This is a genomic window from Achromobacter sp. HNDS-1 (genome assembly GCF_040084795.1).
GTDB lineage: Bacteria > Pseudomonadota > Gammaproteobacteria > Burkholderiales > Burkholderiaceae_B > Achromobacter > Achromobacter ruhlandii.
Genome location: NZ_CP157584.1, coordinates 1,813,717 through 1,828,575 on the forward strand (window position 1 = coordinate 1,813,717; position 14,859 = coordinate 1,828,575).

The following is a 14,859-nucleotide window of genomic DNA, read 5'->3' on the forward strand; positions in this document are numbered from 1 at the left end:
ACGGAAAGGCCGCGTGGCCCGCCGTATCAGTTTGATCTTCATACGGCGGAACAGGCGGCGCATGATCAGCGCTGACCGGTGGCGGCGGGTTGATCCAGGCCGAAATGGCGGCGGTAGCGCTCGTCCATGCCGTCCATCTTCAGCAGCACCGGAAAATCGGCCGCATTGAAATCGGGATCCCAGGCCGGTTCGCCGCAAACGGTGGCGCCCAGCTTCAGATATCCCTTGATCAGCGGCGGCACGCGCGCCGGCAAGGTGCTGTTGAGCTTTTCCACCGGATAGCGATGCAACGGCGTGACCCGCGGCTCGCCGTCCCCGGGAATCAGCTTGGACACGGTGCGCCACACTTCGGCCGCCGTGACGCCATCGTCGCGCAGGCTCACGCTGGCGCAGCCCAGCACGTACTGATAACCGCCGCGGCGCAGGTATTCCGCCAGGCCCGACCACAGCAGCATGATGACGGCGCCATTGCGGTAGTCGGCGTGGGTGCAGGATCGTCCCACTTCCACCAGCTCGTCGCGGATGGCGCCCAGGCCGGACAGGTCGAATTCGGATTGCGAGTAGTAACCGCCGGCCTCGCGCGCCTTTTCGGGCGTGAGGATCCGGTAGGTGCCCACGACACGGCCGGTATCGAGCTCGCGCACCATCAGGTGCTCGCAGAAGGGATCGAAGCGGTCGTGCTCGATTCCGTCCTGGGCATCCGGGAAGACCGCACCCATGTCTTCGGTGAAGACGTCGTAGCGCAGGCGCTGGATCTGTTCAATTTCCTCGGCCGTGCGCGCCAGGCCGACCACCAGCACCCTCGCGGCGGGGCCGGTCCACGGTTCTGCGGCATTACGGCTTGGGTTGATGCGTGCTAGTTCCAGCATTGCGCGAAGCTCCTAGAGAGTCCAGTCAGTGTGGACGCCCTGTATGTCAAAGACTTGACCAATATGTTACGTGACTATGAAGTTTAGTTCGGTGCAATGCGGCCCAATTCCTGCAAAGCTCGACAAAACTTTACAAAACAATACGCAATGTTCACAAACAATGGCCATTCATCGCAAAACAATGAATGGCCATGTTCGATCGGGGCAAAAAAGACGTTATCCCAAGCTGGCCGCCAGCTTCTCGGCAGAGGAGACGGCCAGGGCCTCGTCCTCGGCCTCGACCATCAGGCGCAGCTTGGGTTCGGTGCCGGACGCGCGGATCAGGATGCGGCCACGGCCGCCCAACTCGGCTTCCACGGCCTTGCGCGCGGCGCTCAGGCCGGGATGGGTCTTCCAGTCCTGGCCCGGTGCCAGGGGCACGTTGATCATCTTCTGCGGATACATGCGCAGGTCCTTGACCCACTCGGCCATCGTGGTCTGGTTGCGGCGCAGCGCGGTCAGCACCTGCAGCGCGGCCACGATGCCGTCGCCGGTCGAGTGGCAGTCCAGGCACAGCAGGTGGCCGGAGCTTTCGCCGCCGTACAGCCAGCCACGCTCCTGCATCAGTTCGAGTACGTAGCGGTCACCCACATTGGCGCGTTCGAAGCCCACGCCCAGGCGCTGCAGCTCCCGCTCGAAACCGAAGTTGGTCATCAGCGTGCCCACCACGCCATCGACCTTGCCGCGCTGCATGCGCTCGCGCAGGATGGCGTAGAGCAGTTCGTCGCCGTTGTAGATGCGGCCGTCGCCGTCCACCACCTGCAGGCGGTCGGCATCGCCGTCCAGGGCGACGCCCAGCTGCGCGCCACGCGCCTTCACTTCCTTGGCCAGCAGCTCCGGATGCAGCGCGCCAACACCCTTGTTGATGTTGAAGCCATCCGGGTGCACGCCGATGGCATGCACTTCGGCGCCCAGCTCACGGAACACGTGCGGCGCGATGTTGTAGGCGGCGCCATGGGCGGCATCCACCACGATCGTCATGCCGTTCAGGTCCAGATCGTTGGGGAAGGTGCTCTTGCAGAATTCGATGTAGCGGCCCTGCGAATCCGACATGCGGCGCGCGCGGCCCAGTCCTTCGGAGCTGACGCAGCCCAGCGGCTCGTCCAGGGCGGCCTCGATGGCGGCCTCGATCTCGTCGGGCAGTTTCATGCCCTGGGCCGAGAAGAACTTGATGCCGTTGTCCTGGTAGGGATTGTGCGAGGCGCTGATCACGATGCCGGCGACCAGGCGCAGCGCGCGGGTCAGGTAGGCCACCGCGGGCGTGGGAATCGGCCCGGCCAGCAGCACGTCGATGCCCGCGGCCGACAGGCCGGCTTCCAGCGCCGATTCCAGCATGTAGCCCGAAATGCGGGTGTCCTTGCCGATCACGACCTGCGGCCGGCTGCCGCCGCGCGCCGCGTGTTCATGGGCCAGCACGCGGCCGGCGGCATAGCCCAGGCGCAGGGCGAATTCGGCGTTGATCACCGCGCCGCCGACTTCGCCGCGCACCCCATCGGTACCAAAATACTTGCGTCGAATCATGAAGTGATTGCTCCTTGTTCAGCCGCCTGCCAGACCTTGAGCGCGTCGACCGTGGCCGCCACATCGTGCACCCGCACGATGGAAGCGCCACGGGCCACACAGGCCAGGGCAGCGGCAATGCTGCCGGGCAGCCGGTCGCCGACCGGCCGGCCGGTGGCCTGGCCGATCATGTTCTTGCGCGACAGGCCGATCAGCAATGGATAACCGCCGCTGCGCAGGCTGGACAGCCGGCGCAGCAATTGGAAGTTCTGGTCGGCGGTCTTGCCGAACCCGAAACCGGGGTCCAGCACGATGCGTCGGGGGTCGACCCAGGCGGCGCGCAGCTTTTGCGCCCGCGATCCCAGGAAGAGCCCGATTTCGCCGATCAGGTCGGAATATTCGGGCGGCGTCGCCTGCATGGTGCGCGGCTCGCCCTTCATGTGCATCACGCACAGCCCGCAGCGCGACTGCGCCACCGCCTCGATGGCGCCGGGCTGCCGGAAGCCATAGATGTCGTTGATCATGTCGGCGCCAGCGTCGAGCACCGCGCGCATGACTTCGGGTTTGAAGGTGTCGATCGACAAGGGCACGCCGCAGTCGCGCAGCGCCTCGATCACCGGCAGCAGCCGGTCGAGTTCGTCGGCGACCGACACCGGATCCGCGCCGGGGCGCGTGGACTCGCCGCCCAGGTCGAGGATGTGGGCGCCTTCCTGGATCAGCTGACGCGCATGCGCCACCGCGGAATCGGTATCGTCATGCTGGCCGCCATCGGAAAAAGAATCCGGCGTGACGTTGACGATACCCATGACAAGCGGGCGCTCGAGATCAAACTCGAAGCGCCCGCAAAGGAAGTTATTCGCCATAAATCAGGACGAAAGACCTCAGACCGCGGCTGCCGTATTGCCGCCGGCAGCCAGGCCGGTCGGCGGCGTGTCCGACGTGTCCGACGGACCTTGCGGCGTCTTCGGGGGACGCGGCGGGCGGCCCTCGATGATGTCGTTGATCTGGTCGGCGTCGATGGTTTCCCATTCGAGCAGCGCGGCGGTCATGGCTTCGACCTTGTCGCGGTTGTCTTCCAGGATCTTGCGCGCGACGCCGTATTGCTCGTCGATGATGCGGCGGATCTCGGAGTCCACCTTCTGCATGGTGGCTTCGGACATGTGCGTGGTCTTGGTGACGCTGCGGCCCAGGAACACCTCGCCTTCGTTCTCGGCGTAGACCATCGGACCCAGCTCGTCGGTCATGCCGTAGCGCGTGACGATGTCGCGGGCGATGGCCGTGGCGCGTTCGAAGTCGTTCGAGGCGCCGGTGGTCATCTGGTTCATGAAGATCTCTTCGGCGATGCGGCCGCCGAACAGCACGGCGATGGTCGACAGCAGGCGGCTCTTATCCATGCTGTAGCGATCGCTTTCCGGCAACTGCATCGTCACGCCCAGCGCACGTCCGCGCGGGATGATGGTGACCTTGTGGACCGGGTCGGTCTTGGGCAGCATGCGCGCCACGATGGCATGGCCGGATTCGTGGTACGCGGTGTTCTTGCGTTCCTCTTCGGGCATGACGATCGAGCGGCGCTCGGCGCCCATGATGATCTTGTCCTTGGCCTTCTCGAAGTCCGACATATCGACCGTGCGGCCGTTGCGGCGCGCGGCGAACAGCGCGGCTTCGTTGACCAGGTTGGCCAGGTCGGCGCCGGAGAAGCCCGGGCAGCCGCGCGCCAGGATGGTCGCGTCGACGTTGGGCGACAGCGGCACCTTGCGCATGTGGACCTTCAGGATCTGCTCGCGGCCGCGGATGTCGGGCAGCGGCACCACGACCTGGCGGTCAAAGCGGCCCGGACGCAGCAGCGCCGGATCCAGCACGTCGGGACGGTTGGTGGCGGCGATCACGATGACGCCCTGGCCCGACTCGAAGCCGTCCATTTCCACCAGCATCTGGTTCAGCGTCTGCTCGCGTTCGTCGTTGCCGCCGCCCAGGCCGGCGCCGCGCTGGCGACCGACGGCGTCGATTTCGTCGATGAAGATGATGCAGGGCGCGTGCTTCTTGGCGTTCTCGAACATGTCGCGCACGCGGGCCGCGCCCACGCCGACGAACATTTCAACGAAGTCCGAACCGGAGATGCTGAAGAACGGCACCTTGGCTTCGCCAGCGATGGCCTTGGCCAGCAGCGTCTTGCCGGTGCCGGGCGAGCCGACCATCAGCACGCCGCGCGGGATGCGGCCGCCCAGCTTCTGGAACTTGCTGGGGTCGCGCAGGAAGTCGACCAGTTCCTGGACGTCTTCCTTGGCCTCATCGCAGCCGGCGACGTCGGCGAAGGTGATCTGGTTGGTGTTCTCGTCGAGCATGCGGGCGCGCGACTTGCCGAAGCTGAACGCGCCGCCCCTGCCACCGCCCTGCATCTGGCGCATGAAGAACACCCACACGCCGATCAGCAGCAGCATGGGGAACCAGGACACGAAGATGCTCATGAGCAGCGACTGCTCTTCGCGCGGCTTGCCCGACACCTGCACGCCATACTTGAGCAGGTCGGAAACCATCCAGAGGTCGCCCGGCGAGGTCAGCGTGTAGGCGCGGCCCGCGTCCGGCGTGACGTAGAGCACGTCGCCGCCAGGGCCACCTTGCACGTCCACCTTGCGGATACGGCCCGCCTTGGCGTCGTCCATGAACTGCGTGTAGGTCACGCCGTCCTGGGTCTGCGCGCGTCCGTCGAACTGCTTGAAGACCGTGAATAGCACCAGGGCTATCACCATCCAGACGGCGACTTTCGAAAATGAATTATTCAAGGTCGATCTCCTGCTTTCGATTCCGACCGGCGACCGCGCACCCGCATATGGCACAGTCACAAGTATGTCAATAGCCCATTCTACCCTGTCGGACCGGGTTGCGTCCTGGGAAGGGGCGGGGCCGCTAAGTTACGTCTGATTCGTGATTTTGCTGGTCTTTGTCTCGGCAGGCCGGCCGTCGTCGGACCGGTAGGTTCTTGTGACACCGGGGCAGGTGCCCCGGCGCGGGTTATTTCAGATCGCGGGCAACCAGAAAGGTTTCGGAGGACTTGTCCCGCGATGCCTTCGGCTTGCGCTCGACCACCCGCTTGAAGTGCTGTTTGTAGGACTCCACGATCTGCGAAAAGCCGGTCCCGTGGAATGCCTTGACGATCAGCGCCCCGTTGGGCTTGAGGTGGGCGAGGGAAAACTCCATCGCCAGCTCGCACACGTGCTGGATGCGCGCGGCGTCGGCGATACCCACGCCTGACAAGTTGGGGGCCATGTCGGAGATTACAAGGTCCACCGCGCGCGATCCGACCATGTCTTCCAGTTGTTTCAAAATGTCATCCTCGCGGAAGTCGCCCTGGATGAATTCGACGCCCGCCACGGGCTCCATGGGCAGCATGTCCAGGGCGATGATGCGCCCGTCCACCACGCCGCCCGGACCCGCCAGGCGCTCGCGCGCCACCTGCGACCAGCTGCCGGGGGCCGAGCCCAGGTCGACGACCAGGTCGCCACGCCGCAGCAGCTTCTCGGTGTCGAGAATCTCGATCAGCTTGAAAGCGGCGCGGGCCCGGTAGCCCTTCTGTTGCGCCATCTTCACATAGGGATCGTTGATGTGCTGGTGAATCCAGTCTTTGGAGAATTTATTCTTGGCCATTACCGTACAATTCCACGCATGCCTATATTAGAACTTACCTCTCGTGAGCGCAGCGACCTTCGGTCCGCCGCTCACCCTCTGCGCCCCGTCGTCCTGATCGGCGACAACGGCCTGACCGAAGCCGTGCTCAAGGAAATCGACCTGGCACTCACTTCCCACGGCCTGATCAAGGTCCGGGCCGGCGGCGACGATCGCGAGGCCCGCGAGGCCATGCTCTCGACCATCTGCGACACCCTGTCCTGCGCCCCGGTGCACCACCTGGGCAAGACCCTGATCCTGTTCCGCCCGCTGGCCGGCAACATCAAGCCGCCCGTGCTGGCTGCCCTTGAGCCGGAACGTCCCGCCAAGCGCCGCGCCTCCGAGCCGCATACGCCCAAGAAGCTGGCCGCCGAAGGCAAGACCCTGGCCAAGCGTCCGCGCCGTTCCGAAACGGAAGAGCCCAAGCCGAAAACCCGATTCGTGCCGCAGGACCAGCTCAACAAGAACGGCAAGCCGATGCGTCCCAGCAACAAGAAGACCGCCTCCGGCAGCCACGGCATCCCGCGCCGCGCCGGCAGCGCGCTGAGCCTGCGCGCCGGGGCACGCAGCGGCACCAGCCGCAAGTCGTCGCCCAAAAGGTAGTCCGGACAGTTCCGCCGGGCACAAAAACGGGCGCTTTACGCGCCCGATCCACCATAGCGTTCCGCAGTGTTGCCGTACCGGATACCCGGCGCGGGCTAGGGTGTTTTGCTGATTTTACCGCTCAGAGCCAGCGTCAGATGTAACGCACGCTCAGTACTTCATATTCGCGAACGCCGGCCGGGGCCTTGACCTCGACCACATCGCCTTCGCTCTTGCCGATCAGCGCGCGGGCCACGGGGCTCGACACGGAGATCAGGTTCGACTTGATGTCGGCTTCGACGTCGCCGACGATCTGGTACGTCACGCGATCGCCCGAATCCAGGTCTTCGATGTCGACGGTGGCACCGAACACGGCGCGACCTTCGGCCTCGAGCGAGGTCGGATCGATCAGGTGGGCATTGGAAAGCGTGCCCTCGAGCTCGGCGATCCGGCCTTCGATGAAACCCTGGCGCTCGCGAGCCGCATCGTACTCGGCGTTCTCCGACAGATCGCCCTGCGCGCGCGCTTCGGCGATAGCGTTGATGACGGCGGGACGTTCCACGGTTTTCAGCCGCTGGAGCTCTTCTTGCAAGCGCTCGGCCCCGCGCACGGTCAAAGGAATGGCAGACATGTCGTTTCCCAAACAAAAGTAGAAAACGCCCCCGACGGAGCGTTCTCGGTGTGAAGGTCTTGGACCTGACGCATGGGCGCCGTCGGAAGCGGACTCGTGACGGGCATCGCCAGGAACGGAACGGCCAGGGGCGGGCAAAGCTGAACCCGATGGATCCCCTTGCGCCCGCTCGGGCCGGCCCGCCGGACGAATGCGGCAAGCTGCGACCAAAACAAAACCCCGGCTCGGGTCGGAACCGGGGCAATCAAGATCATATTGTGGTCAAAGTCCGCCGGAATTGCAAGCCACCGGAGAAACCGGCGTTTTCGGCGCATTTCGCCGCCGTAACCCGCTAGAACCCGTCGTTTGCGCGCCCCCGCCCGGCGTTGCATAAAAGATACTCGACGGTAGGGATAAACCCGGTCACGGGGGATTATCCAGGGGGCACATGTAAAAACGGCAGGTCGTATTCAATAAAAAAGGTATAACCGACAAACTGGCCCATTAATAACAATTAAATACATGCCGGTATGCACCGGCATTTTCTGTTTTTAGCGAGGGGATGCGCGGGCCGGCCATTTTCCGGCCACCGCGTATCGCGATTGATTGTGCGTGTTGCAGGTTTGGCGGGCGCATCGCAGTCATCCGGCTCGACGTCCGTCCCTCTGTCGCAGCGCCCGCGGGCAAGGGTCCGCGCCTGTGGCGGAGCGCGTTCAAGACCGGGAGATCCCATGCTGGAAAAACTGAAAGTCCGTACGGGCATGATGCTGGTGCTGGCCTGTTTTGTCATTACCCTGGCACTGGCCTGCGGTTTGAGCTGGATGAATGCCGAAAACAGCGTCCGGGAAATCGAGGACCTGAATAATGTGGCCGTGCATCAGGTCGATCCGCTTTATGAATCCAATGCCGCGCTGCTGCATACCCGGCTGTCGCTGGGCACGGGCATCGCCGACCTGCAGGCCGGCGCCAACGATCAGGCGGCCAGCGCGCAAGCCGCGGCCGCCGAGCAGCTGAAACTGGCCCGCGAGCGCTTCGACCGCTACATGGCGGTGCCCAAGAGCGAGCGCGGCCAGGAGCTGGCGAGGGTCCTGCAGGGCCGCTTCACCGCCTACGCCGCCGCGCTGGACGAACTGGGCGCGGCGCTCAAGGAGCGCTCGGTGGCGCGCTACCAGCAGAACGAAGCGCGGGTGCGCCAGGCCGATGCCGACTTCGCCAAGGACATGCAGGTGTTCCTGGCGCGAGTCCAGGAACGCAGCGACAGCGTGCTGGAGCGCTCGCAGACCACCTATTCGACCGCCCGCATCTCGGCCATCACGCTGCTGTCGGTGGCGCTGCTGCTGGCGGTGGCGTGCTGGGCCTTCATCCGCCGCGGCGTGCTGCTGCCGCTGCAGGACGCGGGCCGGCATTTCGACCGCATTGCCGCCGGCGACCTGACGCAGCGCGTGGAGACGCGCTCCAATAACGAGATCGGCACGCTGTTCTCGGCGGTACGGCGCATGCAGGAGGGCCTGACCCGCACGGTGACCACGGTGCGCCAGGGCGTCGACGAAATCAACGTCGGCGCGGCCGAGATCGCGGCCGGCAACGCCAATCTGTCGACCCGCACCGAGGAACAGGCGGCCGCGCTCGAAGAGACCGCCTCGACCATGGAAGAGCTGGCCGCCACGGTCAAGCAGAACGCGGAGAACGCCGCCCAGGCCAATCAGCTGGCGGCGGTGAGCATGGAGGTGGCGCAGCGCGGCGGCCACACCGTCGGCCAGGTGGTGGCCACCATGCAAGGCATTTCGGACAGTTCGCGCCGAATCGCCGAGATTGTCTCGGTGATCGACGGCATCGCCTTCCAGACCAACATCCTGGCGTTGAACGCCGCTGTGGAGGCGGCCCGGGCCGGCGAACAGGGCAAGGGCTTCGCCGTGGTGGCCGGCGAGGTGCGCACGCTGGCGCAGCGCGCCGCGCAGGCGGCCAAAGAGATCAAGGCGCTGATCGAAACCTCGGTCGATACGGTCGCGGCCGGCTCATCGCAGGTCGCGGCCGCCGGACAGACCATGGACGAAATCGTGACCTCGGTGCAGCGCGTGGCCGACATCATGGGTGAAATCTCGGCGGCCTCGGCGCAACAGGCCGGCGGCATCGACCAGGTCAGCCTGGCGGTGTCGCAGATGGACGAGGTAACGCAGCAGAACGCCGCGCTGGTGGAACAGGCCTCGGCGGCCGCGTCGGCGATGGAGGATCAGGCCCGGCGCCTGGCGGAGGCGACCGCGGTCTTCAAGACCCAGTCGGGCCAGGTGATCGAGGCCGCCCCGGTGCAGGTGGGCGGCCGGACGCCGGCATCACGGCTGTCGCGGTCCTGAGCGGCGCCGGCCTGTCGCGACCGGCCAGCGGAGCGGCCGCCTCGCGGCCGGCCGACGCGGGCCGGGCGCGGCGCCCGAGGGACGGGCGCCTGGCAGGACAACCGCCCCGCCCTATTTCTTGCGGCGCAGCAACGCGTACAGGATGATCGCGCCGAAGGTTGCGGTGCCGATGCCGCCCAGCGTGAAGTTGCCCAGCTTGACGGTGAAGTCGCCCGCGCCCAGCACCAGCGTGACCGCGGCCACGATCAGGTTGCGGTTGTCGCTGAAGTCGACCTGATTGACGACCCAGATGCGGGCCCCGGCAATGGCGATCAGGCCGAAGACCACCACCGACATGCCGCCCAGCACAGGCGCGGGAATGGTCTGGATCAGCGCGCCGAACTTGGGCGAGAAGCCCAGCACGATGGCGATCAGCGCGGCGATCACGAACACCAGCGTCGAATAGATGCGGGTCACCGCCATCACGCCGATGTTCTCGGCGTAGGTGGTGACGCCGGTGCCGCCCACCGCGCCCGAGACCATGGTGGCCACGCCGTCGCCGACGAAGGCGCGGCCCAGGTAGCGGTCCAGGTCCTGGCCGGTCATGGCGCTGACCGCCTTGACGTGGCCCAGGTTCTCGGCGACCAGGATGATGGCCACCGGCACGATCAGGCCCATGGCTTCGGCCTTGAAGACCGGCGCGGCGAAGTGCGGCAGGCCGAACCAGGCGGCGGCCGACACGGCCGAGAAATCCATCGGCTTGCCCAGGCCCATGCCGTTGGCGAAGATCGCATACACCACGCAGGCCAGGATCAGGCCGACCAGGATCAGCAGGCGCTGCACCATGCCCTTGGTGTAGACGGCGATGCCTCCCACGCACAGGATGGTGACGATCGCCATGGCGCTGTCGAAGCCCGAGGCGCCCATGGCGCCCTTGGCGGCGATGGGCGCCAGGTTCAGGCCGATCACCGCGACCACCGCGCCGGTCACCACCGGCGGCATCAGGGTGTCGATCCAGTTGGCGCCGCCGCCGGCGCGGCCATTGGCGATCCAGACCAGGACACCGATCAGGGTGTAGGCCAGGCCGCAGGCAATGATGGCGCCCAGCGCCACGCCGATGTTGGCGTTGGCCCCGCCGCCGGCATAGCCGGTGACGGCGATGACGCCGCCGATGAAGGCGAAGCTGGAGCCCAGGTAGCTGGGCACGCGGCCGCCCACGAACAGGAAGAAGATCAGGGTGCCGATGCCCGACATCAGGATGGCGACGTTGGGGTCGAAGCCCATGAGCAGCGGCGCCAGCACGGTGGAGCCGAACATCGCCACCACGTGCTGGGCGCCCATGGCCACGTTCTTGGGCCAGGACAGCCGTTCGTCGGGCGCAATGATGACGCCGGGCTCGGCGTCGTCCGCCAGGCGCCAGCGCGGAAAATAGGAATTGGACATGGAATCCCCGGGAGTGATTGGTGTGAGCGGGCGCCAGTGTAAAGGGGGCCGGGAAGGGGCGGCAACTTAAGTTCCTGGCCGGAATGCCGTACTAGTGGAAACCCCCATTCAATCCTTCGCCCCCCCGGAGACCTCCATGGCCATCGATTCCATCAGCGGCACCTCGCGCATCGGCAGCATGGCCGACCTGTGGGCGCAGAAGATCCAGGCCAACAAGGAAGCCAAGGACGCCAAGGCCGGCGACCCGGGCGTCAGCGTCACGCCAGACGGCAAGATCCGCGTCAACAGCGCGGGCGCCAAGAAGGTGGGCCAGGCCGAGGAAACCGAATCGTCCGGAAACGACGACTATTACACCCAGGTGATCAAGGAACTGCAACGCCAGCTCAAGCGCGTCATGGAGCAGATCGCACGCGTGCGCGACAGCAATGCGTCGGCGGAACAGAAAGCCACCCAGCTGCAGGCGTTGAACGGACAGGCGCAGCAGATCATGGGCCAGATCCAGAAGGTGATGACCGAGAAGATCAAGGCGATGGCCAAGGCCAACGGCGGCGTCTCGGCCACGGCCTAGCTTCCTTCCCGCGGGTTCTCCCGAATGCCCGCCACACTGATGGCGCGCATCAAAATTTGTGATTGGACTGGCGGCGCACGCAGCCGCTAAGGTCTCCGGACAAATCGAAAAACCACGGAGACAAACCATGCATGCAATGCGCACAGCCCTTGCAGGGGCGCTGCTGGCCGCCTGCGCCGCCCCCGCCCTGGCGGGCACCGTCACGGTGATCACGTCGTTCCCGAAAGATTTGACCCAGGCCTACAAGACCGCGTTCGAGAAGGCCAACCCCGGCATCACGCTGGAAATCCTCAACAAGAACACCGTGTCCGGCATCGCCTACGTGCGCGAGACGCCGGCCGGCCAGCGCCCGGAAGTGTTCTGGGCCAGCGCCCCGGACGCCTTCGAGGTGCTGGGCCGCGACAAGCTGCTGGCCAAGTCCTCGGACGTCGCCAACAAGGACGTGCCGGACAAGATCGGCAACTATCCCATCAACGACCCGGGCGGCATGTACCTGGGCCAGGCGCTGGCCGGCTACGGCATCGTCTACAACACGCGCTACATCGCGGCGCACAAGATCCCCGCGCCGGTCGAATGGAAGGACCTGCTGGCGCCGCACTGGTTCGGCCACGTCGGCATCACCTCGCCCTCGCGCTCGGGCACCATGCACCTGACGGTCGAGACCATCCTGCAGGGCGAAGGCTGGGACGACGGCTGGAACACCCTGCTGCGCATGTCGGGCAACAGCAGCGCCGTCACCGAGCGTTCGTTCGGCGTGCCGGACGGCGTCAACAACGGCCAGTTCGGCGCGGGTCCGGTGATCGACTTCTTCGGCCTGTCGAGCAAATACTCGAAGTTCCCGGTGGAATTCGTCTATCCCTCCGAGACCGCCATCGTGCCGGCCAACATCGCGCTGATCGACGGCGCCAAGAACACCGAGGAAGGCAAGAAGTTCATCGCCTTCACGCTCAGCCAGGCGGGCCAGGAACTGCTGCTGGAGCCGAAGATATCGCGCCTGCCGGTGCTGCCGTATTCGGCGCTGGGCGGCAAGGTGCCGCAGGGTTATCCGGATCCGGCCGAGATCGCGCGCCGCAGCAAGGTGCAGTTCAACGCCGACCTGTCGCAGACGCGCTATTACGTGGTGCAGTCGCTGTACGACCAGACCGTCACGTTCCGCCTGAAGGAACTGCAGGCGGCGACCAAGGCGATCTACGACGCCGAGGCCAAGCTCGGCGACAAGGGCAAGAGCGGCAAGCCGGCCGAACTGCTGGCGCAGGCCCGCAAGCTGGCCTGGGCGCCGCTGGTGGACGGCAAGCAGGCCGCCGATCCCGAGTTCCTGAAGATCTTCAGCGGCAACAAGAAGGACGCCGCGGTCAACCAGCAGATCACCAAGCTGGAAGGCGAATGGAACGGCACGGCCAAGAGCAATTATGAGCAGGCCGTGAAGCTGGCGCGGGAAGCCGCGGCGCTCTGAGCCCGGCTCGCGCCGGACGGGGGGCTCGCCCCGTCCGGCCGCCGCCCCGCCGCGGGCGGCCTGTCTTGAACCATTACGGGAATCTCGATGAATCTTCCGGGCCATTCACGCCTGCCCGCCGGCCCCGTGCTGGCCGCGCTCCTGGTGCTGGGTTTCCTGGCGCTGTTCCTGGCCGTGCCGGTGGGCACGGTGTTCTACAGCGCCTTCGTCAACGCCGACGGCGGCTTCACCATCGGCCACTTCGGCGCGTTCTTCAACCAGCCGCTGATGCTGGAGGCGTTCTTCAACAGCCTCTACGTGGCGGGCTGGTCGGCGCTGCTGGCCTCGCTGATCGCGGTGCCGCTGGCGTACTTCACGGTGCGCTTTGATTTCCGCGGCGCGCTCATCATCCAGACGCTGGGGGTGCTGCCGCTGATCATGCCGCCCTTCGTCGGCGCGGTGGCGATGCAGCTCATCTTCGGCCGCTCGGGCAGCGTCAACCTGCTGCTGAACGACTGGTTCGGCTTCACCATCCCGTTCATGGAGGGCCTGAACGGCGTCATCTTCGTCGAGGCGCTGCACTACTTCCCGTTCATCCTGATGAACCTGGTGGTGGCGCTGCGCAACATCGACGGCGCCATGGAGGAAGCGGCCTTCAACCTGGGCGCGCGCGGTTTCCGGCTATTCCGCCGCGTGATCTTCCCGCTGGCGCTGCCGGGCTACGTGGCCGGCACCTCGCTGGTGTTCGTCAAGGTGTTCGACGACCTCGGCACGCCGCTGGTGCTGGGCACCACCAACATGCTGGCGCCGCAGGCCTACCTGCGCATCACCCAGGTGGGGCTGGAGGATCCGCTGGGCTACGTCATCAGCGTCATCATGATCGCCTTCTCGATCCTGGCGCTGTGGCTGTCGGCGCGGGTGCTCAAGGGCCGCGACTACTCCACGCTGCAAAAGGGCGGCAACTCGATCCAGAAGCGCAAGCTGCGCCCGGCCGAAAGCGTGCTGGCCTATGGCTGGATCATCCTGGTGCTGCTGCTGGTGTTGTCGCCGCACATGGGCGTGCTGCTGCTGTCCCTGGCGAGCGTCTGGAGCTTCGCGCCGCTGCCGGACGGCTACACGCTGGCGCACTACAGCGCGGTGTTCAGCGAATCGCAGGGCATGATCGCCAACACCCTGCTCTATTGCGGCCTGGCGGCGGGCGTGGACGTGATCCTGGGCACCGCCATCGCCTACCTGATGCTGCGCACCCGGCTGCCGGCGCGCCAGTGGCTGGACTTCCTGGCCTCGGCGGCGCTGGCGATCCCGGGCATCGTGCTGGCGATCGGATTGCTGCGCACGTTCCGCGGGGTGGAGATCCCGGGCACCGGCACGCTGCTGACCTCGTCGTGGATCATCATCATGATCGCGTACTCGGTGCGGCGGCTGCCCTACGCCTTGCGCTCGTGCGTGGCCGCGCTGCAGCAGATCAACGTATCGCTGGAGGAAGCGGCACAATCGCTGGGCGCGACCCGGATGCGCACCATCCGGCGCGTGGTGGTGCCATTGATGGCCGGGGGCATGCTGGCCGGCTTCGTGACCAGCTTCGTGACGGCGGCGGTGGAGCTGTCGGCCACCATCATGCTGGTCACCAAGGACAGCCAGGCGCCGATGAGCTATGGCATCTATCTGTACATGCAGAGCGCGGCCGGCCGGGGTCCGGGCGCCGCGCTGGGCGTGCTGGCGGTGGCCGCGGTCGCGGTCGGCACGTATGTCTCGCACCTGCTGGTGGAACGCGCCCAGGCGCGCCAGCGCCCGGCGCGTCACGACGAGACGGCCTGAATCAAGGG

The 14,859-nt window shown here is 66.2% G+C and carries 12 protein-coding genes; 5 read left to right on the forward strand and 7 right to left on the reverse strand.

The genetic code is table 11. From position 1 onward, the window contains the following. Positions 1-65: 65 nt before the first annotated feature. From ABFG95_RS08325 to ABFG95_RS08345, 5 genes are all read right to left on the reverse strand, one after another. Positions 66-869, reverse strand: a complete 804-nt coding sequence (locus tag ABFG95_RS08325) for a GNAT family N-acyltransferase (protein WP_049075374.1) — start codon at positions 867-869, stop codon at positions 66-68. A 216-nt stretch (positions 870-1,085) separates the two neighbouring features. Continuing rightward, positions 1,086-2,429 carry a phosphoglucosamine mutase gene (gene glmM, locus ABFG95_RS08330; protein ID WP_059272256.1) on the reverse strand — a complete coding sequence of 448 codons (1,344 nt, stop codon included), beginning with the start codon at positions 2,427-2,429 and terminating at the stop codon, positions 1,086-1,088. After that, the gene (gene folP / locus ABFG95_RS08335) at positions 2,426-3,271 is read right to left on the reverse strand and encodes a dihydropteroate synthase (RefSeq protein WP_054418683.1); all 846 of its coding nucleotides are present in this window, start codon (positions 3,269-3,271) and stop codon (positions 2,426-2,428) included. The genes glmM and folP overlap by 4 nt, the downstream gene beginning before the upstream one ends. Before the next feature lie 18 nt (positions 3,272-3,289). Beyond that, complete coding sequence (gene ftsH, locus ABFG95_RS08340; protein ID WP_049075378.1) at positions 3,290-5,188, reverse strand: ATP-dependent zinc metalloprotease FtsH; 1,899 nt, start codon at positions 5,186-5,188, stop codon at positions 3,290-3,292. Positions 5,189-5,417: 229 nt separating this feature from the next. After that, the gene (locus ABFG95_RS08345; RefSeq protein ID WP_006385473.1) at positions 5,418-6,050 is read right to left on the reverse strand and encodes an RlmE family RNA methyltransferase; all 633 of its coding nucleotides are present in this window, start codon (positions 6,048-6,050) and stop codon (positions 5,418-5,420) included. A gap of 18 nt (positions 6,051-6,068) precedes the next feature. On the opposite strand from ABFG95_RS08345, the gene ABFG95_RS08350 reads away from it, so the two are divergent. Beyond that, the gene (locus tag ABFG95_RS08350; protein WP_049075379.1) at positions 6,069-6,671 is read left to right on the forward strand and encodes a YhbY family RNA-binding protein; all 603 of its coding nucleotides are present in this window, start codon (positions 6,069-6,071) and stop codon (positions 6,669-6,671) included. A 133-nt stretch (positions 6,672-6,804) separates the two neighbouring features. On the opposite strand, the gene greA is transcribed toward ABFG95_RS08350, so the two are convergent. Then, positions 6,805-7,281 carry a transcription elongation factor GreA gene (gene greA, locus ABFG95_RS08355; RefSeq protein WP_006385475.1) on the reverse strand — a complete coding sequence of 159 codons (477 nt, stop codon included), beginning with the start codon at positions 7,279-7,281 and terminating at the stop codon, positions 6,805-6,807. Between the two features lie 710 nt (positions 7,282-7,991). Between greA and ABFG95_RS08360 the strand changes: the two genes are divergently transcribed. Beyond that, a complete protein-coding gene (locus ABFG95_RS08360; RefSeq protein ID WP_059272258.1) occupies positions 7,992-9,611 on the forward strand; it encodes a methyl-accepting chemotaxis protein in 1,620 nt (539 codons plus the stop codon). Positions 9,612-9,722: 111 nt separating this feature from the next. Here ABFG95_RS08360 and ABFG95_RS08365 read toward each other — a convergent pair whose 3' ends face one another. Further along, positions 9,723-11,033, reverse strand: a complete 1,311-nt coding sequence (locus ABFG95_RS08365) for a solute carrier family 23 protein (RefSeq protein ID WP_024070092.1) — start codon at positions 11,031-11,033, stop codon at positions 9,723-9,725. A gap of 136 nt (positions 11,034-11,169) precedes the next feature. Here ABFG95_RS08365 and ABFG95_RS08370 point away from each other — a divergent pair, with 136 nt between their 5' ends. The 3 genes from ABFG95_RS08370 (at position 11,170) to ABFG95_RS08380 (ending at position 14,851) form a co-directional block, all read left to right on the forward strand. After that, complete coding sequence (locus ABFG95_RS08370) at positions 11,170-11,601, forward strand: FlxA-like family protein (protein WP_054418690.1); 432 nt, start codon at positions 11,170-11,172, stop codon at positions 11,599-11,601. Between the two features lie 127 nt (positions 11,602-11,728). Further along, complete coding sequence (locus tag ABFG95_RS08375; protein WP_049075384.1) at positions 11,729-13,054, forward strand: extracellular solute-binding protein; 1,326 nt, start codon at positions 11,729-11,731, stop codon at positions 13,052-13,054. A gap of 87 nt (positions 13,055-13,141) precedes the next feature. Beyond that, a complete protein-coding gene (locus tag ABFG95_RS08380) occupies positions 13,142-14,851 on the forward strand; it encodes an iron ABC transporter permease (RefSeq protein ID WP_054418694.1) in 1,710 nt (569 codons plus the stop codon). Positions 14,852-14,859 lie beyond the last annotated feature (8 nt).

Excerpts from the sequence above, each read along its gene's own strand:
- ABFG95_RS08325 (WP_049075374.1), bottom strand. The coding sequence starts at position 869 with ATGCTGGAACTAGCACGCATCAACCCAAGCCGTAATGCCGCAGAACCG.
- glmM (WP_059272256.1), bottom strand. The coding sequence starts at position 2,429 with ATGATTCGACGCAAGTATTTTGGTACCGATGGGGTGCGCGGCGAAGTC.
- folP (WP_054418683.1), bottom strand. The coding sequence starts at position 3,271 with ATGGCGAATAACTTCCTTTGCGGGCGCTTCGAGTTTGATCTCGAGCGC.
- ABFG95_RS08345 (WP_006385473.1), bottom strand. The coding sequence starts at position 6,050 with ATGGCCAAGAATAAATTCTCCAAAGACTGGATTCACCAGCACATCAAC.
- ABFG95_RS08350 (WP_049075379.1), top strand. The coding sequence starts at position 6,069 with ATGCCTATATTAGAACTTACCTCTCGTGAGCGCAGCGACCTTCGGTCC.
- greA (WP_006385475.1), bottom strand. The coding sequence starts at position 7,281 with ATGTCTGCCATTCCTTTGACCGTGCGCGGGGCCGAGCGCTTGCAAGAA.
- ABFG95_RS08360 (WP_059272258.1), top strand. The coding sequence starts at position 7,992 with ATGCTGGAAAAACTGAAAGTCCGTACGGGCATGATGCTGGTGCTGGCC.
- ABFG95_RS08365 (WP_024070092.1), bottom strand. The coding sequence starts at position 11,033 with ATGTCCAATTCCTATTTTCCGCGCTGGCGCCTGGCGGACGACGCCGAG.
- ABFG95_RS08370 (WP_054418690.1), top strand. The coding sequence starts at position 11,170 with ATGGCCATCGATTCCATCAGCGGCACCTCGCGCATCGGCAGCATGGCC.
- ABFG95_RS08375 (WP_049075384.1), top strand. The coding sequence starts at position 11,729 with ATGCATGCAATGCGCACAGCCCTTGCAGGGGCGCTGCTGGCCGCCTGC.
- ABFG95_RS08380 (WP_054418694.1), top strand. The coding sequence starts at position 13,142 with ATGAATCTTCCGGGCCATTCACGCCTGCCCGCCGGCCCCGTGCTGGCC.